A 25,621-nucleotide genomic window follows, 5' to 3' on the forward strand; every position below is an offset into this window, starting at 1 on the left:
TATCAATTGTTTTGTTGTTTCAGATACCAATCACGCACTTTAGGAAATGCAATATGAAACCAAACAGTAAAGTCATCAGGATTTTTTTGTAACATTTCCTCAATGGATGCTAATGAATAATACGCATAGTTTTCAACTTCATCAGCATTGGGTTCAATAGCTCCCATATAGGTACCGACAAATACATGATCAAATTCATGTTCGGTTAAACCATTACTAAAAGGGGCTTTGTAAGTAAAGTCAAATGCTTTGGAGAGTGCTGTTTCAAAACCCATTTCTTCTTTTAGTCGACGTAAAGCGGCATCAGCAACTGCTTCACCCGGACGAGGATGGCTGCAACAAGTGTTGGTCCAGAGTCCACCACTATGGTATTTACTGATGGCTCTTTGTTGTAAAAGCAGTTCATGATGGTTATTGAAAATGAAAACACTGAAAGCTCGATGTAGCAAAGCTTTTTTATGTGCTTCCATTTTTTCCATAACGCCCAGTTCGATATCCTGCTCGTTAACCAGTATCACCTGTTCCATACATTAAAAATAAGTCTTCCTGCTTTGTGTGGCTATAGTAAATTCAACTGACTACGGATACCCGCTTTGGCCAGAATAAAAACCTTGCCGTAATCGGGTATTCTAATCCGCTCTTCCATGATATTTTGTGGGCGAACTTTTTTGATTTTTTTGAAGAGAGAGAGATAATATTTATAAGCTACATAAACCCCAAATCGCGCTTTCAAAGGCAGCAATAGAATACCCTCATAAGCATGATCAAAATCTTTTTGAATATCGGCTTCAATAGCAGCTTTATCTTCTGAAGTAAAATTTCTAAAATCGCAACCCGGAAAATATACCCTTTCCAATCCTTCGTAATCAGCTTTTAGGTCACGCAGGAAGTTAACTTTTTGGAATGCGGCGCCAAGGCTTCTGGCATAAGGCTTCAATTGCTCATACATTTTTTTATCCCCTTCACAGAATACAAACAAACACATCAACCCTACTACTTCTGCACTGCCATAAATATATTGTTCATAACCGGCACGATCGTATTTGCGCTGATCAAGATCCAGTTCCATGCTATACAAAAATGCATCGATCAATTCCCTGTCTATTCCAAACTGATTAACGGTGATCTGAAAACTGTGGAGTATCGGATTCATACTGATGCCTTTTTCAATGGCATCATACGTAGCAATTTTAAATTCTTGTAATAGTATCGGTTTATCAAAATCATGAAAAGTATCTACGATCTCATCCGCGAAGCGAACAAAACCATAAATATTAAAAATGGGTGTACGCAGGTCTTTATTCAACAACCTAATGGCCGAAGAAAAACTGGTACTGTATTTTTCCGTCGTGATCCTGCTGCACTCCTGACTTACTTCATGAAACAGATTGATCATGGGTTGTGTTTTTGCTTATGGCCAATAGCTCATGGCCTATTGAAATATTTTTATCCAAATGCTTTTATGACTTCTCCCGCCACTACTTCCCCACTGATCAAACTCGGCGGAACACCTGGTCCAGGAACCGTTAATTGTCCGGTATAGAACAGATTCTTCACTTTTTTACTCCTACATCTGGGTTTTAAAACAGCGGTTTGACGTAAAGTGTTCGCTAAACCATAGGCATTTCCACGAAAAGCATGGTACTCAGATACGAAATCGCTGTGTGCAAAGGATTTTTTGTAAATAATAGCCTCTCGTACCGACTGTCCGAGCTGTTTTTCCAATCGGTCAATCACCCTATTGAAATACATATCGCGTCTTTCTTCGCTGTCATCACTCAGTCCTGTAGCTACGGGTATCAACAGGAATAAATTTTCACATCCTTCCGGAGCTACAGTGGGGTCTGTAACCGATGTGGCACTCATATAAAACAAAGGATCCGAAGGCCATTCACGGGTGGTATAGATTTCTTTACCGTGCACTTCAAAAGAAGTATCAAAGAATAAGGTATGATGATGAATATTATTGAGTCGCTTATTCAAACCCACATAATACAATAAACAGCTCGGAGCCATTACACGTTTATCCCAATATTGATTGGAGTATGTCCGGAATGCTTCCGGTAGTAACCCGGTTTCAATATGATGATAATCTGCCCCACCAATCACCACATCGGCATTGTAATCACCTTTTTGGGTCACTAGTTCTTTCACAGCATGCTTATCAATAGAAATGGTAGTTACTTCTTCCCCAAAACGAAATTCTACACCCAATTCTACTGCCAGATCATACATAGCTTTTACAATCTGAAACATCCCGCCATCCGGATACCAAGTACCGCCTTTGATATCGGCATAATTCATCAAACTATATAGCGCAGGTGTATCTTCCGGCAAAGCACCTAAAAACAAAACCGGAAATTCCATCAACTCTTTCAGCTTCGGATTTGAAAAATGTTTGGCTACATGCGACTTGATAGAGTTGAATACATCTAAACGAAATATACCGGTGATCAATTCCCAATCTAAAAATTCAGCGAGCGATTGTCCTGGTTTGTATACCAATTTTTGAATCCCTACTTCATATTTATAAGCGGCTTCTTTCAAAAATTTATCCAGCTGAACAGCGCTACCCGGCTCAATTTCATCGAATAAACGTCGCAATGCTTCATAATCGGCGGGTATATCAACCGGACCATCAGCCCAGTAAACACGATAGGATGGATCCAATCTTTTTAAATGATAATAATCGGATACTTTCTTACCAAACTGATTGAAATAACGTTCAAATACATCCGGCATCCAGTACCAACTTGGGCCCATATCAAATGTAAATCCGGCTTCTGAGAATTGGCGGGCGCGGCCACCCGGCATGGTGTGCTTTTCTAAAACGGTAACCTTCCATCCTGCTTTGGCCATGAAAGAGGCAGCAGAAAGTCCGGCAAAGCCGCTTCCTATAATAATGACAGACTTGCTCACTCGACTAGTAAATTAGACAAAAAAGTTAATACCGCTGTAATTGGTTTTTGAGCAGTTTACGTGCAAAATGGATCCTGCTTTTGATGGTTCCCAATGGCTCTCCCAACATATCTGCTATTTCATGGTATTTGAATCCATCGAAATACAACAAAAAAGGATTGCGAAATATTTCTGGAAGATGATGAATTGCCTCCTGTACTTCTTTGAGATTAATTTTCGCCACTGCATCATTCGTTACAGCACCCTGGTTGAGATTTAACAAAAACTCATTGGGTGTGCTATCAAAAATGGTGGATTGTTTAGCCTTGCGACGGTAGTTATTGATGAAGATATTACGCATGATGGTGTACAACCATGCTTTAATGTTGGTTCCTACATTGTATTTGTCCTTGTTGGCAAGGGCTCTGTACATCGTTTCTTGTACCAAATCCTTGGCAGCCTCTGCATCACGGGTGAGTGTAATGGCAAAAGGCTTTAAGAACTCGGTATTGTTCAACAGCATCTGATTAAATTCCAATGTAGACATAAACAGTGTGTTTAATTATTTAGGACATAAAATTAAACATAAATATCCTACCCTTCCAAAATTTTGTTTAAATATTTCTTAAAAAAGATAAAACAAACCAAATCAACGGATTACAAATGTTTAAACATCAAAAAAAGGGCCGATTGCAGTTCCAATCGACCCAAATGCTATTAAAATACGATGAGAATTAGGAAAAAGTTGCTACATATTCCATCACTTCAGACAAAGATCTCTTAAAGCTAATATTTGACGGAACGCGTTTTTTGTAAGTCTGCGTCAACAAACCGGAAACAATGATTGGAATATCCGGCATGCGGTTATGTGCATTGATCAAGAACTTCTCGAAGTTGAAATTATGTGCTACGGAAGTTAAGTGTGAATATAGAAAATCAGGTTTTTTGAGGTTCACAACATATTCCACGTCTTTCAATGGAACATTGGAGCCTAAGTAATACACTTTTACACCCCTGCTCTTCAACAGAAAGTACATAAAAAGAAGCCCTAATTCATGGTGTTCTCCTTCCGGCAGAAACAATAAAGTAGTTTTATTGAGAGAAACATGACTGCTTACACCTTCAATACCAATAATCAGCTTTTGTCTGATAATATTGGTCACCAAATGTTCTTGCGCCGGATTAACATGATTGGTAAGCCAAAGAATTCCGATTCTTTCGAGAAAGGGGAAGATGATCTGAGTAATAGTTCTTTCAACTCCTTTTGCCATGATATAGTTATCCAGAACGGTTTCGAAATCCTCCATTCTCAGATCCACCATACAATGAATCAAATCATTGACAATACGCTCTTGTTGTGCTTGTGCCTGCGTCAATGAAAGAATTTTTTCTTTCATTTCTACTGGCGTCATGCGATCAATATGGGAGATCTTGTACCCATACTTGTTCAACAAGGCAATGTTCAATACTGTTTTTAATTCGCTATTGCTGTAATAACGAATATTGGTTTGCGTACGCTGTGGATTTAGAAATCCATAACGTTGCTCCCAGATCCTGATCGTGTGGGCTTTGATACCGGTCAGGTTCTCCAAATCTTTGATGGTAAAAGCGTCCATACCATAATAAACAGGCAGGAGGCTGTTTTGTTTAAAAAGAAAAGATTAAAACTTAATCAAAAAAATGTTGAATTTATTGATAATCAAATCGTTTAGAGACTCCACAAAGCATCTGTTAAAAGTTATTTTAGGTTCATGAGGTAGGCACCATAGCCACTTTTTGCATATAGCTCTGCCAGTTTCCGAAGCTGCTCCTTATCAATATAGCCCATTCGCCAAGCTACTTCTTCAATACAACCAATCTTTTGACTTTGTCGCTTTTCAATAACCCTGACGAACTCACTGGCATCGCTCAATGAATCAAAAGTACCTGTGTCTAACCAAGCTGTTCCTCTGTTCATAATACCCACTTTTAATTTCCCTTGTTGTAGGTATTCATTGTTTACAGTTGTAATCTCATATTCACCACGTGCAGATGGTTGAATTGATTTTGCGATACGCACTACCGAATTATCGTAGAAATAAAGTCCGGGTACAGCATAGTTCGATTTAGGCTTCACAGGCTTCTCTTCAATAGAGATCACTTTTTTATGTTCATCAAATTCAACCACACCGTAACGTTCCGGGTCATTCACCTCATAGGCGAACACTGCAGCACCTTCTACATCATTGAAAGATTGAACAAGTTGACTAAAACCTGCACCATAAAAAATATTATCGCCAAGGATCAATGCAACTTTATCATTCCCAATAAACGACTCCCCGATTACAAATGCTTGTGCCAGTCCATTGGGAGTGGGTTGTACAGCATATTGAAAATTGCATCCCAATTCTTTTCCATTACCCAATAGTCTTTTAAATTGATCACTATCCTCAGGCGTGGTGATGATCAATATTTCTTTGATACCCGCTAACATTAAAATAGACAGCGGATAATAGATCATGGGTTTATCATAGATCGGCATTAACTGCTTACTGATTCCCTTTGTGATCGGATACAGCCTTGTTCCTGAACCACCGGCTAGAATAATACCTTTCATACTTTAAAATTTTAAAGAGTTTGACACATCCTGAAAAGCAGGTAGAACCTGATCCTTTTCAGATAATATCAAATTCGTATCAGGCAGTTGCCAATTGATTGCCAAATCCTTATCGTTGAAAATAATGCCTCTTTCTGATGCTTTGTTATAATAGTTATCACACTTATAAAAAAAGACTGCTGTTTCACTCAATACAACAAACCCATGTGCAAAACCTCTTGGTACAAAAAGTTGCTGGTGATTGTCTTCTGTTAACTCAATCGTGAAGGTTTGTCCATAACTAGGAGAATTTTTCCTAATATCTACTACAACATCCAACACTTTTCCTTGTAAAACCCTTACCAGCTTGGCCTGTGCATGTTCCCCTTCCTGAAAATGGAGTCCGCGTAAAACCCCCTTTTGAGACTTAGACTGATTGTCTTGAACAAAATCAATATCCAAACCTGTTTCTGAAAAAAATGTTTTTCGATTAAAGCTCTCAAAGAAATATCCTCGCTGATCACCATGTACGGTATCATGAATGATATAACAATCTGCTAAAGGTGTTTTTTCGATTTTCATATTTATCGATTACCATACATTGATTCATAATAATGTTGATAGGCGCCGGAAGTAACATGTTGTAACCATTCTGTATTGCTCAAATACCAATCAATTGTTTCAGATAAACCTTCTTCAAATGTTACACTGGGCTCCCAACCAAATTGTTCTTTGATCTTACTTGCATCAATGGCATATCTTCTATCGTGTCCGGGTCTGTCTTTTACATAAGTGATCAATTGTTCACTTTCACTTTTTGTTCTTCCTAATTTTTCATCCATCAATCTACACAGCAATTTAACCAGATCAATATTTTTCCATTCATTAAAGCCACCAATATTATAGGTTTCGCCTGCTTTACCTTGATGGAATATGGTATCAATAGCTCTGGCATGATCTTTTACATAGAGCCAGTCACGAGTGTATAAACCATCGCCATAAACCGGCAATGGTTTCTTTTCAAGAATATTATGAATAAACAAAGGAATCAATTTCTCAGGAAAATGATTAGGTCCATAATTGTTAGAACAGTTCGAAACAATCGAAGGCAAATGATAGGTTTCGTGATAAGCCCGAACAAAATGATCAGAGGACGCCTTACTGGCTGAATAAGGTGAACGGGGATCGTAAGCTGTGGTTTCTGTAAAAAAGCCGGTTTCTCCTAAACTACCAAATACCTCATCAGTAGAAATATGATAAAACAAATGATCACTCATATTTTCCGCCCAGAACTTTTTAGCTGTATTCAATAAGTTAACAGTGCCAATGATATTCGTGTATACAAAATCCAATGGCGACAATATGGAACGATCTACATGGGATTCAGCCGCCAGATGAATTACATCAGTAATTTGATACGCTTGAAAAACCTGTTCCAGTGATTCTGCATCCAAAATATTGGCTTTTATAAAGCGATAATTAGCTTGCTGCTCTACATCTTTCAGATTCTCCAGATTACCGGCATAGGTCAGTGCATCCAGATTAATGATGGTATAGTCGGGATATTTATTAACAAATAATCGGATCACATGAGAACCAATAAATCCGGCACCTCCGGTAATCAATATCTTTTTGCTCATATATGTTGTACTGAATGGCTGCAAAATAAGCAAATGCGTGGATATGACTCAGATACCCACTATTCAGCTTAACAGAAATTTCGCTTACTACTGATTGGACTCTATTTGCTGAATAAATAGGTCTATTTATTATCTTTCACTTCCAAACAATTGCTATGAACCAACGATACTACTCTCTCGATGTTTTTCGTGGAGCTACTGTTGCCTTAATGATATTGGTAAATAATCCCGGAAGCTGGTCGCATATCTATGGCCCATTGGAACATGCCCCCTGGCATGGTTGTACTCCTACAGATCTGGTTTTCCCCTTTTTTCTGTTTGCTGTAGGTAATGCCATGGCATTTGTGATGCCTAGATTTGAGCAAGCCGGACCTGCTACATTTTGGAAAAAAATAATCAAAAGAACTGCATTGATATTTTTGATCGGTTTACTCCTGCATTGGAGTCCGTTTGTAAAATGGGAAGATGATCATCTGGTAGCCAAAAGTCTGAATAACCTTAGAATATTTGGTGTACTCCAAAGGATTGCACTTTGTTATTTCTTCGCTTCGATCATTGTTTTTTATGGTAAAACAAAGGGGTCATTTGTATTCAGTGGTATTTTACTCTTACTGTATTGGTTCATTACTGTTTGGTTGGGCACGCCGGGTGATCCATTTAGTTTAGAAGGATACTTTGGTACAGGCATTGATAAAGCTGTTTTAGGTGAAGCACATATGTACAAAGGTGAGGGTGTTCCTTTTGATCCGGAAGGTATTACCAGCACAATGCCATCTATTGTACAAGTGGTGTTTGGGTTTATGGTGGGACAATACATTCAGCAAAAGGGAAAGACTTATGAAATGCTCACCAATTTGATGATTGCGGCAGTGGTATTGATTGTGGCAGGATTATGCTGGGATCTTGTTTTCCCCATCAATAAAAAAATATGGACCAGTAGTTATGTACTGTACACTACAGGACTTGCCATGCTTACGATCAGTGTTTTGATTTATCTCATCGAATTCAAAGAGATCAAAGGAGCCTGGAGTAAATTCTTTGATGTATTTGGAAAAAATCCTTTGTTCATTTTTGTATTGAGCGGATTCTTACCCAGATTACTTGGATTGATTCGTTTTGCAGATGGAGAAGAAACCACCACCCCTCTATCTTGGTTCTGGAATCATATCTGTAAACCCATATCAGAAGATTTAAGAAATGGATCATTGTTATATGCTATAGTAATGATCGTATTCTACTGGCTGATTGTTTATTGGATGGATAAGAAGAAGTGGTATGTGAAGGTTTAACTTATGTTTCATAGCTTATAGTTCATAGCAGATAGCAAGAAGATTGGCTATACGCCATGAACTATAAGCTATTAGCTCAATCGAACAGCTGGGTTGCCGGTATATACACCTGGTTCGGTGATGTCTTTTGTAACTACTGCTCCGGCACCTATGACAACATGATCACAAATAGTAACGGGGAGAATAGTGGCATTGCTACCAATACTTACATGATTCCCTATAAATGTTTTCTGCCATTTTGATGGGTCTCCTCCGGCAGGTTTACCTTGTTGAAACTTATCATTTACAAACATCACACCATGACCTATAAAACAATCTTGACCAATGGTTACCAATGAACAAATAAAACTGTGTGATTGTACTTTTGTTCTGTCGCCAATCACTGCCTCTTTTTGAATTTCTACAAAAGGACCAATAAAACATTGATCTCCAATCTTGCAGCCATATAGATTACAAGGTTCTACAATGGTAACATCCTTACCAAATGTAACATCGCGAATAGTTGATGGTATAGATCGAAAAGACATAAATACTTAATTGTTAGATGCCGCATACATACGCTCAATCAAAGCAATTGTACGTACACTTTCTTTTGGATCAACATAATAGGGTTCTCCATATTGTAAGGTACGAAGCATTGAATGATATACCTGCGCCAATGACTTTTGTGGATCTGTTGATGCTGAGATAATGGGACTTTCTATTTCTTGGTATACTATTTCATTCAAATAAGTACCCCCAATTTTCACAGTTCCCTTTTCCGCAATTATGGTAACAGAACCCTCCATATTTTTTTGATAGGCATTGGTTGAAAACTGAATCGTACCAATGATATCTTTTTCAAATCGTAGCAATACAGCCCCTTCATCTTCCAGTAATTCTGTTTGAGGATGATTTGCGTTGTGCATCATGACAGACAGTTCTTTCACTTCACCAAAATACCAAAGTAACAAATCTATAAAATGACTAAACTGCGTAAATAACACTCCTCCGTCGAGCATTTTATTTCCATGCCATGGGTGTTCGTAGTAAGTAACATCTCTATGCCAAAAACAACTTACTTGAACACTGAATATTTTACCAAGCTTACCCGTTTGAATAGCCTGATAAACAGCTTGTACCGGATCATTGAACCTATTTTGCAGTACTGTAAATAAATATTGCTTTGATTGGATGGCTGTTTCAACTACCGCTAAAGCATCTTGTTCAGTTAAAGCAAGGGGCTTTTCTACCAACACGTGATAGCCTGACTGTAAACATAGTTTAGCTTGAGAGGCATGTAATCCATTAGGCGTACAGATGACAATAATATCAATGGCTAACCTTGCTGACAATAATGTTTCAAGGGAGGAGAAAAAAACCGTATCAGACCTATTGATCCATGACGTTTCCCGATCAGGATCCGAATCGCAAATGGCTACTAAAGTTCCTATAGTATCAATCTGGAGCAGATGTTTTTTGGCAATCTGTCCACACCCTACTATAGCGAACTTTATTTTTTCCATGTTATGAGAAAATTTGTTCTGCTTTACTAATACTTTCCGGCTTACCCACATCTACCAATACGGCACCTGTATGATCATACCCAAGAATAGTATGTTTCTCGCAGAGATCAAGATAAACATCTACCATTGAGAATTTTCCGTTACGCTCCATTAGTTTTAATAGTAACGGATCTATGATATGAATTCCGCTAAAAGCCATTTCTTTTAAATTTGGAATTGTTGTTGAGATACTAGCAGGTTTCTCTTCACCTGTTTGCACGTTACGCCAACCTCTTAAACATAGTGTTGTATCAAACAAAAAATAACGAGAAGTTTTTCTTTCACTAATTGCAAGTGTAGCAAGTGGCTTAGAAGATTGATGTGCATCTATCATTGCGCCCATATCCATAGATGTGAGTATATCTACATTCATTAAAACAAAAGGAGATACTCCTTCAAAATACCATCCGGCTTTTTTTAAGCCGCCACCTGTTTCTAAAACCTCATCAGTTTCATCAGAAATGGTAATCTTGCTTCCCCATCCGTTATTCTTTTGAACAGCATCCCTGATCTGATCCGCAAAATGATGCACATTCACCAATACTTCAGAGATACGAAATTGTTGCAGGTATTCAATATTTCGTTGCAATAAACTTTTACCATTCACCACCGCCAATGCTTTGGGGTGATGATCTGTCCAGGGTTTTAAACGTGTACCCAGTCCGGCTGCCAGTATCATTGCTTTCATAAGCTGCTTATTTAACCCAGTTCTCCCGATTGGTATGTTGTAACTGTACTTTCACTTTGTATTTATTCCTGAGGTGCCTGGCCGTTTGTTCAGCAGCATACACACTTCTATGTTGCCCACCGGTACAGCCGAAATTAATCATAAGGTGTTTGAAATCTCTTTTTAAATAATCTTCTACTGTAATATCAATCAGATCCCATACACTATTCAGGAATTCATTCATCTTAGTACGTTGTTCTAAAAAGTCCTGAACCGGTTTATCCAATCCACTTAACTTTTTATACTCATCAAATCTTCCAGGGTTGAGGATACCACGCATATCAAATACAAAGCCACCTCCATTATCACTTTCATCAGTAGGAATTCCTTTTTTATAACTGAAACTGCTGATCTGTATCACCAAGGGCGTTTGTTCATTGGCTTGTGGAGGTTCGAAACGTACAACCATTTCATCAGCTACCACTAATTTCAATACCCGATCAAATTCAGGCGTGATGATGCCGATACGCTTGTGTTCAATAAAAAATTTCAGATTGCGCAACGCCAAAGGAATGCTGGCTAAAAAGTGTGCTTTTCTTTCAAATAATCCGCGAAAACCATAAGCACCCATGACTTGTAATAAGCGGATCAATACATAGCCATTGTACTGACTTACAAATGTGATACGATCAACCGGCTCTTTTAATAGTTGATCAATCTGATCCATATAATAATCCAACAAACTATTCTTCCACTCCTCGCTTAGTTCTGCTTTCGCCTGCCAGAGTAAAGAAGCCACATCATATTGTAAAGCACCTTTCATTCCACCCTGAAAATCGATAAAACTCACTTCACCATCTTTTACAATGATATTTCTGCTCTGAAAATCTCGGAACATAAAATACTTGTATTGTGTATGGGTGAGGTAAGTGCTCAATGCTTCAAAATCATCCAACATAGCTTGTTTATCGTAGGGAAGCTGAAGTGTATCAAGGAAGTAATATTTGAAATACAATAGATCACTCAAAATGGCTTGCTTACCAAACTCTTTGGCAGTAATACACCAGTTATAATCCAGCCCTTGATCTCCCTTGATTTGAATTTGTGCCAGTGCAGATAAACTTTTCTGAAATAACTGATAGGGGATTTCCGTATGCCCATGTTTTTCCAGTTGATTCAATAAGGATTCTGTACCCAGATCTTCTTGTATATAAATAGTATTGTCTTCATTGACACCTAATATTTCAGGAACAGGCAAACCCGCTTTTTTGAAATGTCTACTAAACTGGATAAAGGTGTTGGTTTCCTTTTGATTACTATTATAGGTGGCAATATAACTTTCATCAGCTGTATAAATTCTAAAATACACCCTATCACTACCACTCTGAGGTAGTTTCTCGATACGCTCAGCTATTTGATTTTTTAAAGAAGAAAAAAGATTGTGGATACCTTGTATCACCGCTTCCATGTTGACATTGATTTGTGGCGAAAATAGTGAATAGTCCATGGTCTATGGTTGATAACCATTGGATTATTATTTTTTTCTCGAAAGATAATAGACAGGGAGTCCAACTAAGGTGATGAGTATCCCTAAAACAGAATGAATAACCTGTGTTTGTCCATGCTGATAATGACTGATATCATTCACCAAAGTAACGACCAGAAAAAAAGCAGTGAATATGACAAAGACCGCCGGTACAAAAGGATAGCCCCATACTTTATACACCCTTTTTTCTTCTTTCATTTTCTTTCTTAACAGAAAAACACCTAAAGCGCTCATGCCATAAAAAAACCAACTCACAAAAATGAGAATATCTGTAAGCATGTCAAATGAACCACTGATGATCAAACAAATAGTCCATGCCGCATTGAGCCAAAGTGCATTACCTGGTGTCTTGTACCGAGGTTGTACTTTACCGGCCCAAGCAAATAACTTGTTGTTATCAGCCATGGCAAATGTTACCCTTGATGTGGCGAGGATATTGGCATTCGTAGTTCCCAAAACAAAAAGCATTACCATAAGTGTAATCAGTACACCGCCTATACTTCCCCAAGCAATATTGGCTGCATCTGAAGCAATGAATGAAGAAGCTGCTATTTGTTGAACAGGCATCAGGTATACAAAAGCTAAGTTCACCAATACATAAACGATGATACAAAAGCTTAATCCCAAGAATAAACTTTGCGGAATATTTTTTTGCGGCTCTTTGATTTCACCGGCTACAAAAGATATATTGTTCCATCCATCATAAGCCCAGAAAGCTCCTGCCAACGCAGCCATATAAGCACTCAACATCATCCAATCGGTGGGCACATGTGTTGTGCCTTGTAAAATATTGGATACATCTCCTTTGCCTGAGAAAAAAATACCACCGATCAACAATAGAATGGCTGCAGCTTTCAAAGCAGTAAGAATACGTTGTACCCTTCCGCCATATTGAACACTGCGATAACTGATGGCAGTAAATATGACGATCACTAGAATGGTCAAAAATTTAACACCCAGGTTTTGCAGAGGAAAAAAAGTTCCGATATAAGGAATGACCAAGCTAAAAGATTGTTCAGTTGCAGTATTGAGTCGAGGCAATTCAATGAGGTATCCAGTATACTGTGAGAACACATAGGCAATCGAAGCATTACCAGCTGTGTTAAAAACAGCAAATGCAGCCCAGCCATAAATAAACGCAAATCCGTTACCATACATTTTTTGAAAGAAGACATATTGTCCACCCGTTTCGGGGAACATGGCTGCTACTTCCGCATTGGACAATGCTCCGAATAATGTAATGATACCTGCTACTACCCAAACACTCAACAATAAAATAGGTGATTGCAACTGAGCGACCATCAAAGAGGGCTTCATAAAAATACCCGACCCAATGACGCCACCCACCACGATGGCAATAGCAGTATTTCTATTCAGTTGACGGAGCAGGGTGGGCATGGTTAAAGATAAGAGAGATTTTTGGAGAGTTGATAGTTGTTAGTTGACAGTTGACAAGGGTTCATGACTAATGGGGATGTCGTATAGTTCAACTATGAACTAATAGTCTTCTATAATCTGTCAACTATCAACTGTCAACTCACATCAAAACAACCGCCCCTGCTCCCCAGGCCGCCTAAATCTTGTCGCATCGAGCTCCCATCGCTCCGCGTTGAGTTGATAGAGTTTATTGTACTTGATAAATTGTTGTCTTACCATATCTGCAATCGGACCTTCGCCACGCATTCTCACACCATAGCGACTATCATTCACTTGTCCACCATGACCATTTTGAATTAGGTGCCAGACTTTATCGGCCCTATCGGGAAAATTTTTATAGAGCCAATCATGAAAAATCAGTTTGATGGCTCCATTCAGGCGAATAAAAGTATAAGCACTGAATACAGCACCATGTTCACTGGCTGCTTTCATGATACGTTGCATTTCATGATCATTCAAACCGGGTATCATCGGACCTAACATTACTCCCATTCTTACACCTGCAGAACTTAATTCTTTGATCACTCGTAATCTTTGCTTAGCCGTTGTTGTTCTGGGTTCCATGGCCCGGCGCAAGTCTTCATCAAAAGAAGTGATACTCACCAATATGCTTACTAGATTTTTCTTCGCCATTTCCTGTAGCAGATCTTTATCGCGTAGAATACCTGCATTCTTGGTAATCATTCCCACCGGTTGATTGAATTCATTACATACTTCTAATAATTGTCGCGTTAACCTGAATTTTTTCTCTGCCGGCTGGTAGCAATCTGTATTACCACTCAAACTAATGGGTACAGGCTCCCAGTTTTTGTGCATCAAAAATTTACGCAGTAATTGTGGTGCATTTTTTTTGACGATGATCTTTCGCTCAAAATCCAATCCGGCACTATAACCCCAATATTCATGTGCATTTCGCGCATAACAATAAATACAACCATGCTCACAACCCTGATATGGATTCATACTGTACCACATACCTACATCCGGACTCTCCACTTTATTCACAATACTTTTTGCTTGGTCTTCCAGATACACAGTTTCTTCATTGGGTTCTGTCCAATCGTCAATCGCTTCTATATGTTCCCTAACCCTTTCGTTTTTTAAAAACCGATTACGCGGATTGAATTGTGCGCCACGCCCTTTTAGATAGGATGATTCCTCTTCCATAACTTTTCTTTCTTCGCTTATGATGCGATTGTTAATATCAAATTAATCAGCACTTACCAATCAAAAAGTGAACTTTGTTCAATGGTTTGTTTGTGCCCAAGCAGCTTGAATCGTTGTATGACTTCATACTTTTTTGCATCCATCTGTTTTCTCATCAGTAATACATGATTCGCCATGAATTTGCCTGTAAACTGAGTATTACTGTATTCCAACCATCCTTTCTCATATTGCCAAGGCAATAGTTTTCTGGCAATGGTCATATGCGGATCCATGATAAAATGCGGCTTGTGCTCTTTATCGGTTTTGATCATCGGTTGCAAGGGTCGCAATGACTTCACCAATTCAATGATGGTATTTTTTGTTTTTACCTGAATAAAAATGGTATGTGTTGGGAAACTGCCAAAGTCACTCAGCTCTACCATAAAAGGATCTGCAGCTGCAATGATGCGCTCTAACCTGGGTATCCACCTCGTTTCTGCCATCGTGTATTGCAAACAACTCAGTAAAGTGATATGAGGTTTGGAATAAACAGCAGTGGGACAGTCATAGCTTTCCGAAAAGTGTTTTTTCAATTGCAGTATCTGTTGCTGCAAAGCCTCATGGGGTTCCAGTACCAATAGGTATTCAGAAAAATGATGACCATTCAAAGAAGTAAACATAGCGGGTATAAGTTTCAAGCATCAAGAAACAAGGATCAAGAGATATATCTTTATTAAGCAGGTTGTAGATGAAATACGTTGATCTGTCTGCCTTTTTCCTGTTCGTGATTGTATCTGACGAGTAAGAGTTCTTTTACTTCGAAAGAAAGATCTGTCTTACGAGTAGCATATTCAGCTTCCAATTCTCCAAATACATGATCAGCTACTTTTCCCGTTAATGGCAAATAAGGATGCGTGTATCGTTTTACCGGCGGACAATCATAACTTCTTACATACTGATCTATCACTTGCAGAGCCGTCGCTAGTTCCTGAAAAGGTTCTTGCTCTTGTACACGCAGGTAAATTTGTTTGGACGATAAAGCACCAAACCCAGCCATACTCACCCGAAAGCTTTGTTGTAAGCTGATGATGCGATGCATCCATCGGATAAGGGTGGGCTCCATTTCTTCTCTGGCCATAAACTGTGCTACCATAATACCTGTGGGTTGAGGTAGCAAAGCGGTTTGATACCTTCTTACCAGATATTGTTGTTCGGCATGAATGCCTGCCCCTGTGACTGTATCGGGATATGCCATCAACTGATAACTATTCAATAAAGTGCCTGGAGCGGCTGTCCATCTTTCGCTGATTACAGTATGTATTTCCATAAACAAAATTTTACCGTGTCAATTATTTTAGCATAAATTTACTAAAATATTTAGCTAAACAAAATTTATTTATATGGATGGGGAACAGTGGTACGGAGCTGCCTACAAAGGCTCCAAACAATACAGTCAGTGGGAAGTTCCCACTGCCAACGCCACCGGTTTTGGTGCCGCTGCAGATGATTATATGGAAAGAGGCATTGACCTCAATGAACAACTCATCCGCAACAAACCGGCTACCTTTTTTTTCCGCATGAATAGCGAAGCCATGACAGGCACCGGTATTTATCCCGGTGATATCTTGATCGTAGACAGAAGTATCCGCAATGCCAATGGCCGTGTAATCGTAGCCATTCTCAATGGTGAATTGCTGGTTCGAAGATTTCAAGATGCCTTCAACAAAAAAAGATTACTCGCCGAAAACAAAAAGTTCGGAGATATTGAATTGGATCCGTATGGAAGTTTCGCGGTGTGGGGAGTGGTACTTTATAATATTCATACTATATAACCCCCTTTCCCCCTGCCCCCTGAAGGGGGGTATAAGTGAGCTAGTATGAAAAAGACGATGTATTATGATGCTGGGCCTATTGCATTTCAGCGGGCGAAGGAGCTACGTAAGCAACTTACGGATGCTGAAGTCATTTTATGGAATCGGTTGAAGCAAAATTTACTGGGTTGTAAATTCAGAAGACAACATCCCCTCGCAGGCTATATTGCTGACTTCTATTGTCACCAACATCGATTGGTAATTGAAGTAGATGGTTCTATTCATAATAGACCAGACAGAAAGGAATATGATCAAGAACGCGATGCAGAACTCCGAAGTTTACAACTTACTATATTAAGATTTACGAATCATGAGGTCTTACATAACACAGACCAAGTCATCAAAACCATTTTAAAATACATAAAATCCCCCCTTTAGGGGGCTAGGGGGCTATGAAGGCGATTGTTGATTGTAATAGTTTTTATTGTTCCTGTGAACGATTATTCAGACCTGAACTGAAGCATCGTCCGGTAGTGGTATTGAGTAATAACGATGGTTGTATCATTTCACGCAGCGATGAAGCCAAACAATTGGGAGTGGAAATGGCCGGACCGTATTTCAAAGCCAAACCATTGATTGAGCAATATGGTGTCGCCACTTTCTCCTCCAATTATAATCTGTATGGTGATCTGAGCTGGCGTGTAATGGAAACATTGCGCATGATGCTACCACCCGGTTGTGTAGAAGTATATTCAGTGGATGAAGCTTTTCTGAACCTTGATCATATTCCAGCAGAACAATTATCTGCCTTTGCATTACAACTAAGAGAAACCGTAGAAATGTGGACAGGCATTGCGGTATCCATCGGCGTAGCCCCTACCAAAGTATTGAGTAAGGTAGCCAACAGGCTTGCTAAGAAAAATAAAGTAATCACCAATTGCGTACTCGTTTTAGATACCCCACGCAAAATTGAACAGGCATTGAAAAAAACTCCGATAGAAGATGTATGGGGTGTGGGGCATCAGTATGCAGTAAAACTACAGCGCATGAATATTCTGAATGCGTATGATCTCAGCATCAGAGATATTCATTGGGCAGGCAAACAACTGGGTGGCGTTACAGGTGTTCGTTTGGTCAGAGAACTGAAAGGCTCGATCAGCAGAGAAATGGAAGATGAAAGAATCAGAAAAAAAATGATCGCCACTACCCGTATGTTTGGTTCACCGGTATCCGAACTCAAAGACATCAAAGAAGCAGTAGCTACTTATACTTCAAGAGCAGCTGAAAAATTACGCCGACAATATTCCGCTGCCAATACCATCAGCGTATTTGTGGTTCCCAAGCAACCTTCTGTTGAACCTTATTTCAAACACGGACCCACACTCAGTAAGTATACTACTTTACCAGTCGCCACTTCTTTTACACAAGAGCTTATCAAACCCGCGATGGCATTGGTAGAGGAACTCTATGAAGAAGGAACACTTTACAAAAAAGCCGGTGTGATCCTCAGCGGTATCGTACCCGATGATTCCGTACAAGGTAATTTGTTCAAAACACCCTCGCAAAACCACAACCGTCTACTCATGGATATGATGGACAATGTCAATTTCGCCATGCGAGACGACATCATCAAGTTCGCCTCCTCCGGCACTACTCGCAACTGGAAAATGCGACAAGAATTACGCAGTCCACGTTATACAACGAGATGGGAGGAGTTGTGCGAGGTGGGGTGAGGAGTCCATGGTCGATGGTCCATGGTCCATAGTTAAGCAGGTATTTTTCTTGCTATGGACTATCGACCATGGACTATGGACTAAAACAAAGACTGTTGCTGTTGCACAAACACTGGCTTTTTCAGTTCAAGTCCGCAGGCGGCATTGAGTTTGTCTACCATGTACACCGTAAGCTCGGGAGAAAATGCTTCATCGTGCATATGCATGAAAAAATAGATCTCTTCCATTCCCTGATTGATCCAGTATTTCATTCTTTCAATCCATGCATCCACACGTGTATAATCTGTCGGATGCAAACTATTACCTACATAACGAATAAAGGTTTTAGAAACCGTCAAATGCATGTGTGCACAATCTCTTCTACCGCTGGTATCAGTAATGACTGCGCCGATACTCATTTCTTTCAACCTAGTAAACAATTCTTCACTGATATCCGGTTTGGTAAACCAATCGGGATGACGTACTTCCATGAAGAATTGCATATCGGTGGGGAGAGACTTGAGAAAATCAAACAACTCTTCTTTTCGTTTCGGAGAAAAGCTATCGCTTACCTGAACGAATACTGGTCCGAGGTGCTCCTTAAATGCGATGATGCCACGTAAAAATTCAGTGGTGATAAAATCCTTGCCCTTCAGGTTACCACGATGGGTAACACCTTGATACATTTTTGGACAAAATTTAAAATCCTTTCCTACCGCCTTATCCACCCATTTTTCAATACCTGCAGCACCATATACCTTATAATGAGTAGCATTCAGCTCAATGCTATTATAGTGCTTTACATAATGCTCTAGAAAATCTTTCTCTTTGGTTTTAGGCGGATAGATTTTACCAATCCACTCCGTACGCCCCCATTTGGCACAACCCAAGTATACTTTGGGATGCTTTTGTGGCTTACCTTTCAATACCTGTTGATTGAATGCAGGCTCTGTGGGAAGGGTAAAATCAATCGTATTTAATTCCGATTCATGTACGCGGCCAAATTCCATACCAGTAAGTTTGTATACAAAGCTAACAGGTTTATATTTCCTTTATTCAGCATTTACCCTTCGAACATGAAAAAATACTTATTGCTTATCTGGCTATTGCCCATCATCGTAACAGCACAGCAAAGACCCAATATTATTTATATCATGAGTGATGATCATGATGCCAATGCGATTAGTGCTTATGGCTCTCAACTATTAGCTACACCGAATATTGACAGACTTGCAAAAGAAGGAATGCTGTTCAAGCAAGCATTTGTGGGAAATTCAATCTGCGGTCCGGCAAGAGCAACTCTGTTAACCGGACAGCACTCGCATAAAAATGGAATGAAAGATAATCGTACTCGTTTTGACGGTTCACAAATCACCATGCCTAAGTTGTTTCAACAATACGGTTATCAAACTGCTATCGTAGGTAAATGGCATTTACATACTTATCCAACCGGATTTGATTACTGGAAAATTTTACCCGGGCAGGGGCTGTATTACCAACCCAGATTGATATCAATGACAGGCGATACGAATACCTACGCCGGTTACGCTACAGAAGTAATCACCAAAGAAGCCATTGATTGGCTGGATAAAAAAAGAGATGATACAAAACCATTTTTACTATTGCTACATCACAAAGCACCCCATCGCTATTTTTTCCCTTCTCCTAAAAATATTGAAGCATTCAGAGATAAAATTTTTCCCGAACCTGCTACCCTATACGCAGACACTACAGGAAAAGGCACTGCATGGAAATTGCAGACCATGAGCATATTACATGACATGAAACTATCTAGCGACCTCAAAGTAGACCCTGTTTACTTAATAGATATTCCATGGCTGAAACCTGATTCAGCTGAGATCGCTTACTATAACAGCATTTTTAATAGAATACCTGTTACTGAAAGAGAACGAATAAAAAAGATCTATTCCATACGCGGAGAAATATTACAACAACAAAAACCCAAAGGCAATGACTTATTGAAACTCAAGTACCAGTGGTACATGCAAGACTATTTAGCCTCTGCAGCTTCAGTTGATGAAAGCGTTGGGGAGATATTGAATTATCTGGATAGTACCGGTCTTGCAAAAAATACAATGGTCGTATATACTTCAGATCAGGGTTTTTATTTGGGTCAAAATGGTTGGTTTGATAAACGATGGATGTATGATGTATCTATGCGTACTCCATTGATCATACGTTGGCTGGGTAAAATCAAAGCCGGTAGTAGCAATGAAACCATGGTTCAGAATATTGATTACGCGCCTACTTTTTTAGCTATGGCAGGCATTACCGTACCTACTTCCATGCATGGGCTTAGCTTACAGCCATTACTTATTCAGCAAAAAACCACCTGGAATAGAAAAAGTTTGTACTACCACTTTTATGAGTATGAGGCTGATCATACGGTATTACAACATTTGGGCGTAAGAACTGAACGTTACAAACTGATCTATTTTTATACAGTCAATGAGTGGCAATTATTTGATTTACTGAAAGATCCATCAGAACAACGTAACCTGATTCAGAACAAAGCCTATTCCGGGATCCTTGCTGATATGAAAAAAGAGTTGCTGCGTTTGCGTGATCAATATGATGACCATGAAATGGCAGGCGAACTAAAATAATGACAACGATAAAAAAATGATAGATCATTACAATATAGCATTTCTTGATTCGTCCATCTAAAGGTATGGATCAGGCATGGCAACTACCGGCTAACATGAGCGATTCCCGCGGCAAGCATATCACTGAAGTCATCAATACTTACAGCAAGCGATTGATGGGGTTTATCCGTAAACGGGTAAGCAGTGAAGCCGATGCAGAAGATATTCTGCAGGATGTCTTCTATCAGTTCATTGGGAATACTACCCCTATTGAACAACTAACCAGCTGGCTATTCACGGTTACCCGAAATAAGATTACCGATAAACAAAGAAAGAAAAAGCCGGAATTACTGGAAGACCTTTACGCTTCTGATTCCGATGAAGGTTTTGAATGGTCGGATCTTTTCTTTGATGATGAAAACAATCCTGAATCGGAATACATGCGTTCCTTGTTCTGGGATGCCTTGTATACTGCTTTGAATGAGTTACCTGCCCCGCAAAGAGATGCATTTGTATTGAATGAAATTGAAGGCATTCCTTTCAAAGAAATCGCAGAGCAAACAGGTGACACCATCAATACCCTGATCAGCCGTAAACGCTATGCAGTATTACACTTGCGTGAAAGGCTAGGGACTTTAAAAAATGAATTATTGAACCACTCCTAAATAGAATATGATGAACAAGAAATTTTGGATCAAAAAAGTAGTAGGGCTTACCGTACTTGCCATCGCAGGAATAGCTTTGCTTACCTGGGTGGTAATGTTGTTATGGAATGGTGTACTCGCAGAAGTGGTACCCGTTTCTACCGTTACCTACTGGCAGGCTTTGGGCTTATTGGTATTAAGCAAAATATTGTTCGGTGGCTTCCGTGGTAAAGGGGGCGATTATAAAAAACGCTGGAAAGAAAAAATGGAAGCCAAACTGGAAGGATTGAGTCCGGAAGAAAGAGAAAAAATAAAAGAGGAATGGCGTAACCGATGCAACATGTGGAAGCGGAATAGTGTCGAACCGGATGCCTAAATAGAATATACGACCATCACCTAACAACTGTAAGCATGCAAGTTCTTGTTTTTAAAACCAATCTGGAAGACCAGGGTCAGATTCTTCATGCGGGTCAATTATTGCATCCCATTCGGGGCATACATCGCTGGAATGTAGATATGCATGATATTGACAATATTTTAAGAATAGAAGCAGACCCTACTTTATCGCCCCGAATCATTGAAAATACGCTTCAAACCGGCGGTTGGCTATGTGAGGAATTGACCGATTGATCGCTTCATTTTAAACTATTCTTCGATTATTCGAAAAATAACGACGGTAAATTCTTCCAACCCCTTATTTTTGCGCAATTTGTCGCAAATGAGCCATCCTACCTTATCATCCAACGAATCAATCCCATCCGCTAAGAAAAAGATCATTGTTTTAGGCAGTGGTCCAAACCGCATCGGACAAGGTATTGAATTTGATTATTGTTGTGTACATGGTCTTTTGGCCATTAAAGAATGTGGTTATGAAGCCATTATGGTGAACTGTAACCCCGAGACAGTTTCTACCGATTTCGATATGGCAGATAAACTGTATTTCGAACCCGTTTTCTGGGAACATCTCTGGGAAATCATTGAACTGGAGCAGCCTTATGGTGTGATTGTTCAGTTGGGTGGACAAACAGCCCTCAAACTGGCGAAGCGTTTACACCAAAAAGGTATTCGCATCATTGGTACCTCTTTCGATAGCATGGATATTGCTGAAGACAGGGGTAGATTCAGTGATTTGCTGAAAGAACTCAATATCCCTTATCCGGAATACGGAACAGCCTACACTGCCGAAGAAGCTATTGAAGTGGCGAATAAGGTTGGGTATCCGGTATTGGTGCGTCCGAGTTATGTGTTGGGCGGACAAAGAATGCGTATTGTGATCAATGATGAGGAAGTGGAGAAAGCGGTGATCAGTTTGTTGAAACATATTCCGGGTAATACTATTTTGATCGATCATTTCTTGGATCGTTGTCAGGAAGCAGAAGTGGACGCCATTTTTGATGGTGAAAACTTTCACATCATGGGTGTGATGGAACATATTGAACCGGCAGGTATTCATAGTGGTGACAGTAATGCCGTACTTCCTGCTTTCAATCTTACACCACTGGTTGTAGAGACCATGGAATATTACAGTGAAAAGATTGCAAGAGCACTCAATATCAAAGGCCTTATCAATATTCAATTTGCAATCAAAGATGGTAAAGTATATGTGATTGAGGCCAATCCAAGGGCTTCACGTACCACTCCATTTATTGCGAAAGCATATCAAATCCCTTATCTGAATATTGCTACCAAGATAATGTTGGGTGCCAATAAACTGACAGATTTCACCATGGATAAAAAACTGGAAGGGTATGCAATCAAAGAACCTGTTTTCAGTTTTGAGAAATTCCCGGGCGTCAACAAAGAACTCGGACCTGAAATGAAGAGTACCGGTGAAGCGATTCGTTTTATCAAAGACTTAAGAGACCCTTACTTCAGAACTTTGTATAAAGAAAGAAGTATGAATCTTTCTAAATAACAGGTATAAATACGTAGTATTCTTACTTGAATTGACAGACCGCGTTCCACAACGCGGTCTTTTCATGTAGGTTTAATAATGCGTGTATTGTCTATCCCACTTTATAGGAAAATTCCCTTCATACGAATACTGCCTTGTTTTATTGCGGGTATTCTGATTCAATATTACTTCCCACATGCAGCCTTCTTGCCTGCTGTTGTCCTGCTGATATCCCTGCTGCTATTGATGATACACGCATTCATTTCAGTAAGATCAAAATTTCGTTTCAGAAAACTAACAGCAACATTATTATATACCTCTTTGTTTTGTATAGGGTCGCTGCTGACGCGAGAGAGAAATATTTCTTATCAAAAAAATTGGATCGGAAAATATGCAACAGAAGCAAAGTCAATTTTATTGCAATTTTCTTCGCAACCCATCGAAAGAGATAAAACATGGAAAATAGAAGCCAACATACTCGCTTTTCAGGATCAACAAGGATGGAAAAAAGCTTCCGGTAGAATTTTGTTGTATATAGATAAACGTACAAAAGGGTTACAGAAAGACCAGCAGATCATTACAGAAAAATCTTTACAGCCTATTACTCGAATGCAAAATCCGGGCAGTTTCGATTATGCTGCCTATTGCGCTCGACAAGGCATTTATCATAGCTTGTATTTGACAGCAAAGGATTTTTATGTTGCACAACAAACCAAAAAAGCTAAGAATATATTGACTCAGGCACAGGAATATGTTAAGGACATTTTTCAACAGTATATCCGAGGACAACAAGAAAAAGCCATTGCGGAAGCATTGACGATTGGCTACAAATATGATTTGGATGACGATCTTTTACAAGCATATAGTAATACAGGTGTAGTACATGTAATCGTAATCAGTGGTATGCATCTTGGATTGATCTATGGCATTCTATTATTCTTTACAAAACTGCTTCAACGCAACACCATCTCTAGATGGATCAGAACTTTATGTATACTATTACTGATATGGACTTTTACCTTGCTAACAGGTGCCGGGCCCTCGGTATTAAGAGCGGCTGTTATCTTTTCGCTGATGATGTTGGGAGAATCATTGCTTCGCAAGAACAACACTTATAATACGCTTGCGGCATCGGCTTTTTTATTATTATTAGTGAACCCTTTTTATTTATGGGATATCGGATTTCAGCTATCCTATCTAGCCGTACTGAGTATTATTTGGTTATCCGGACCACTGTATCGATCCGTGTATATTTCTTTTCGCCCGTTTCGTTATGTATGGCAGTTGATGGCTGTTACAATCAGTGCACAGGTATTAACAACACCTATCATCTTGTATCATTTTCATCAATTTCCCAATGTTTTTCTTATCACTAATTTACTCATTGTACCTCTATCAGGATTGGTACTATATGGTTGCATTGTTTTACTAGTCGTATCTCCTTCCCATGCTGTAGCCATGATTGCAGGTAATATTATTGAAAACATATTAAGGGTAATGAATCAAATGATTCTCTTTTTTGATCAATTGAATTTTACAGTCACCAATCATATTGAGCTTCATTTTATTCAGGTAGTACTTTACTATGTGATGGTGATAACGATTGGATGTAGAATTATCTATAAGAAACCCATATATACAATAATAGGAGGCGTCAGTGGTCTCGTAATAGTTGGTTTCCATAGTAATCGTCAAATCACCATCCGAAATACCGGACGTTTGGTTATTTACCAGTCCCGCGGACAAACCATGACTGATATTGGTAGCGGAGGTGCTTATTATTCATGGACTAGTGATCACCCGGATAAAAAAGCTGAAAAATTTCTCATGTCTTCCCGAACTCAACTTGGTTTGGTACAAAGAATGGGTATATTATCTACCAAAGAATATCCTGTTGTACGTATCAAGCAACACCGTTTGGTCTTTACAGACAAAGCCCCGATTCATGGGTCTTTTCCGGTTGATATTGTGGTTGTACAACAAGGTTCTTTTTTGAATATGAGCGATTTACATCGTGTTTTCAATGCCCGCCAGTACATATTTGACGGAAACAATGCCTTGTGGAAAATCCGGAAATGGAAAAAAGAGGCAGACAGCCTACATTTGCGCCACCATTCGGTACCTGAACAAGGTGCTTTTGTAATGGAATACTGACGATTGCGCCAACCATTCACTCATACCACCGGATTCCCGGTGATAAACCAAACTGTTC

General features: G+C 39.3%; 27 protein-coding genes. 10 read left to right on the forward strand and 17 right to left on the reverse strand.

What is annotated here, in order from left to right; all coding sequences use genetic code 11:
• Positions 1-2: 2 nt before the first annotated feature.
• The 8 genes from idi to rfbB all read right to left on the reverse strand — a co-directional run bounded on the left by idi (position 3) and on the right by rfbB (position 7,113).
• Positions 3-527: an isopentenyl-diphosphate Delta-isomerase gene (idi, locus tag ACTIEV_RS00190; protein ID WP_322196506.1), complete on the reverse strand. Its 525-nt coding sequence runs from the start codon at positions 525-527 to the stop codon at positions 3-5.
• A gap of 32 nt (positions 528-559) precedes the next feature.
• Positions 560-1,396, reverse strand: coding sequence for a phytoene/squalene synthase family protein (locus ACTIEV_RS00195; protein WP_322196507.1), 837 nt, complete (start codon positions 1,394-1,396; stop codon positions 560-562).
• Positions 1,397-1,446: 50 nt separating this feature from the next.
• Complete coding sequence (locus ACTIEV_RS00200) at positions 1,447-2,919, reverse strand: phytoene desaturase family protein (RefSeq protein ID WP_322196508.1); 1,473 nt, start codon at positions 2,917-2,919, stop codon at positions 1,447-1,449.
• A 25-nt stretch (positions 2,920-2,944) separates the two neighbouring features.
• Positions 2,945-3,445, reverse strand: coding sequence for an RNA polymerase sigma factor (locus ACTIEV_RS00205; protein WP_322196509.1), 501 nt, complete (start codon positions 3,443-3,445; stop codon positions 2,945-2,947).
• A 187-nt stretch (positions 3,446-3,632) separates the two neighbouring features.
• Entirely contained in the window at positions 3,633-4,514 is an 882-nt protein-coding gene (locus ACTIEV_RS00210; RefSeq protein WP_322196510.1) for a MerR family transcriptional regulator, read from the reverse strand.
• Between the two features lie 122 nt (positions 4,515-4,636).
• The gene (gene rfbA, locus ACTIEV_RS00215) at positions 4,637-5,494 is read right to left on the reverse strand and encodes a glucose-1-phosphate thymidylyltransferase RfbA (protein WP_322196512.1); all 858 of its coding nucleotides are present in this window, start codon (positions 5,492-5,494) and stop codon (positions 4,637-4,639) included.
• A gap of 3 nt (positions 5,495-5,497) precedes the next feature.
• On the reverse strand, positions 5,498-6,055 hold the full coding sequence (rfbC, locus tag ACTIEV_RS00220; RefSeq protein WP_178888881.1) for a dTDP-4-dehydrorhamnose 3,5-epimerase: 558 nt from the start codon (positions 6,053-6,055) through the stop codon (positions 5,498-5,500).
• A 2-nt stretch (positions 6,056-6,057) separates the two neighbouring features.
• The gene (gene rfbB, locus ACTIEV_RS00225; RefSeq protein WP_178888880.1) at positions 6,058-7,113 is read right to left on the reverse strand and encodes a dTDP-glucose 4,6-dehydratase; all 1,056 of its coding nucleotides are present in this window, start codon (positions 7,111-7,113) and stop codon (positions 6,058-6,060) included.
• A gap of 155 nt (positions 7,114-7,268) precedes the next feature.
• Here rfbB and ACTIEV_RS00230 point away from each other — a divergent pair, with 155 nt between their 5' ends.
• Positions 7,269-8,402, forward strand: coding sequence for an acyltransferase family protein (locus tag ACTIEV_RS00230; protein WP_178888879.1), 1,134 nt, complete (start codon positions 7,269-7,271; stop codon positions 8,400-8,402).
• 71 nt (positions 8,403-8,473) lie between these two features.
• Here the strand turns inward: ACTIEV_RS00230 and ACTIEV_RS00235 are convergent, their stop codons facing one another.
• The 8 genes from ACTIEV_RS00235 to ACTIEV_RS00270 all read right to left on the reverse strand — a co-directional run bounded on the left by ACTIEV_RS00235 (position 8,474) and on the right by ACTIEV_RS00270 (position 16,069).
• Positions 8,474-8,929 (reverse strand): acyltransferase, encoded by a 456-nt coding sequence (locus ACTIEV_RS00235; protein ID WP_178888878.1) that lies wholly within the window; start codon positions 8,927-8,929, stop codon positions 8,474-8,476.
• A gap of 6 nt (positions 8,930-8,935) precedes the next feature.
• Positions 8,936-9,907, reverse strand: coding sequence for a Gfo/Idh/MocA family protein (locus ACTIEV_RS00240; RefSeq protein ID WP_178888877.1), 972 nt, complete (start codon positions 9,905-9,907; stop codon positions 8,936-8,938).
• A gap of 1 nt (position 9,908) precedes the next feature.
• The gene (locus tag ACTIEV_RS00245) at positions 9,909-10,634 is read right to left on the reverse strand and encodes a nucleotidyltransferase family protein (protein WP_322196513.1); all 726 of its coding nucleotides are present in this window, start codon (positions 10,632-10,634) and stop codon (positions 9,909-9,911) included.
• A gap of 7 nt (positions 10,635-10,641) precedes the next feature.
• Positions 10,642-12,120 carry a RapZ C-terminal domain-containing protein gene (locus ACTIEV_RS00250; protein WP_322196514.1) on the reverse strand — a complete coding sequence of 493 codons (1,479 nt, stop codon included), beginning with the start codon at positions 12,118-12,120 and terminating at the stop codon, positions 10,642-10,644.
• Between the two features lie 27 nt (positions 12,121-12,147).
• Complete coding sequence (locus ACTIEV_RS00255) at positions 12,148-13,557, reverse strand: APC family permease (protein ID WP_322196515.1); 1,410 nt, start codon at positions 13,555-13,557, stop codon at positions 12,148-12,150.
• 144 nt (positions 13,558-13,701) lie between these two features.
• On the reverse strand, positions 13,702-14,763 hold the full coding sequence (locus ACTIEV_RS00260) for a PA0069 family radical SAM protein (protein WP_322196516.1): 1,062 nt from the start codon (positions 14,761-14,763) through the stop codon (positions 13,702-13,704).
• Between the two features lie 53 nt (positions 14,764-14,816).
• Positions 14,817-15,422: a 2'-5' RNA ligase family protein gene (locus tag ACTIEV_RS00265; protein WP_322196517.1), complete on the reverse strand. Its 606-nt coding sequence runs from the start codon at positions 15,420-15,422 to the stop codon at positions 14,817-14,819.
• Positions 15,423-15,475: 53 nt separating this feature from the next.
• Positions 15,476-16,069 carry a hypothetical protein gene (locus ACTIEV_RS00270; protein ID WP_439515869.1) on the reverse strand — a complete coding sequence of 198 codons (594 nt, stop codon included), beginning with the start codon at positions 16,067-16,069 and terminating at the stop codon, positions 15,476-15,478.
• 73 nt (positions 16,070-16,142) lie between these two features.
• On the opposite strand from ACTIEV_RS00270, the gene ACTIEV_RS00275 reads away from it, so the two are divergent.
• From ACTIEV_RS00275 to ACTIEV_RS00285, 3 genes are read left to right on the forward strand one after another with little or no spacing between them, the layout of a single operon-like run.
• A complete protein-coding gene (locus tag ACTIEV_RS00275) occupies positions 16,143-16,574 on the forward strand; it encodes a LexA family protein (RefSeq protein ID WP_322196519.1) in 432 nt (143 codons plus the stop codon).
• A 45-nt stretch (positions 16,575-16,619) separates the two neighbouring features.
• Positions 16,620-16,991: an endonuclease domain-containing protein gene (locus ACTIEV_RS00280; RefSeq protein ID WP_322196520.1), complete on the forward strand. Its 372-nt coding sequence runs from the start codon at positions 16,620-16,622 to the stop codon at positions 16,989-16,991.
• Positions 16,992-17,005: 14 nt separating this feature from the next.
• Positions 17,006-18,286, forward strand: a complete 1,281-nt coding sequence (locus tag ACTIEV_RS00285) for a Y-family DNA polymerase (RefSeq protein ID WP_322196521.1) — start codon at positions 17,006-17,008, stop codon at positions 18,284-18,286.
• Between the two features lie 80 nt (positions 18,287-18,366).
• On the opposite strand, the gene ACTIEV_RS00290 is transcribed toward ACTIEV_RS00285, so the two are convergent.
• Positions 18,367-19,275 carry a DUF72 domain-containing protein gene (locus ACTIEV_RS00290; RefSeq protein WP_439515870.1) on the reverse strand — a complete coding sequence of 303 codons (909 nt, stop codon included), beginning with the start codon at positions 19,273-19,275 and terminating at the stop codon, positions 18,367-18,369.
• A 66-nt stretch (positions 19,276-19,341) separates the two neighbouring features.
• Between ACTIEV_RS00290 and ACTIEV_RS00295 the strand changes: the two genes are divergently transcribed.
• The 6 genes from ACTIEV_RS00295 to ACTIEV_RS00320 all read left to right on the forward strand — a co-directional run bounded on the left by ACTIEV_RS00295 (position 19,342) and on the right by ACTIEV_RS00320 (position 25,563).
• Positions 19,342-20,892 (forward strand): sulfatase family protein, encoded by a 1,551-nt coding sequence (locus ACTIEV_RS00295; protein WP_439515871.1) that lies wholly within the window; start codon positions 19,342-19,344, stop codon positions 20,890-20,892.
• Between the two features lie 44 nt (positions 20,893-20,936).
• Positions 20,937-21,536: an RNA polymerase sigma factor gene (locus ACTIEV_RS00300; protein WP_322196524.1), complete on the forward strand. Its 600-nt coding sequence runs from the start codon at positions 20,937-20,939 to the stop codon at positions 21,534-21,536.
• A gap of 10 nt (positions 21,537-21,546) precedes the next feature.
• On the forward strand, positions 21,547-21,891 hold the full coding sequence (locus tag ACTIEV_RS00305; RefSeq protein ID WP_322196525.1) for a hypothetical protein: 345 nt from the start codon (positions 21,547-21,549) through the stop codon (positions 21,889-21,891).
• A gap of 35 nt (positions 21,892-21,926) precedes the next feature.
• Complete coding sequence (locus tag ACTIEV_RS00310; RefSeq protein ID WP_322196526.1) at positions 21,927-22,145, forward strand: hypothetical protein; 219 nt, start codon at positions 21,927-21,929, stop codon at positions 22,143-22,145.
• An 88-nt stretch (positions 22,146-22,233) separates the two neighbouring features.
• Complete coding sequence (locus tag ACTIEV_RS00315; protein ID WP_322196527.1) at positions 22,234-23,430, forward strand: ATP-binding protein; 1,197 nt, start codon at positions 22,234-22,236, stop codon at positions 23,428-23,430.
• 87 nt (positions 23,431-23,517) lie between these two features.
• Positions 23,518-25,563 carry a ComEC/Rec2 family competence protein gene (locus ACTIEV_RS00320; protein ID WP_322196528.1) on the forward strand — a complete coding sequence of 682 codons (2,046 nt, stop codon included), beginning with the start codon at positions 23,518-23,520 and terminating at the stop codon, positions 25,561-25,563.
• The last annotated feature ends 58 nt before the right edge of the window (positions 25,564-25,621 follow it).

This window comes from Sediminibacterium sp. (assembly GCF_051861365.1).
Taxonomy (GTDB): Bacteria; Bacteroidota; Bacteroidia; order Chitinophagales; family Chitinophagaceae; genus Sediminibacterium.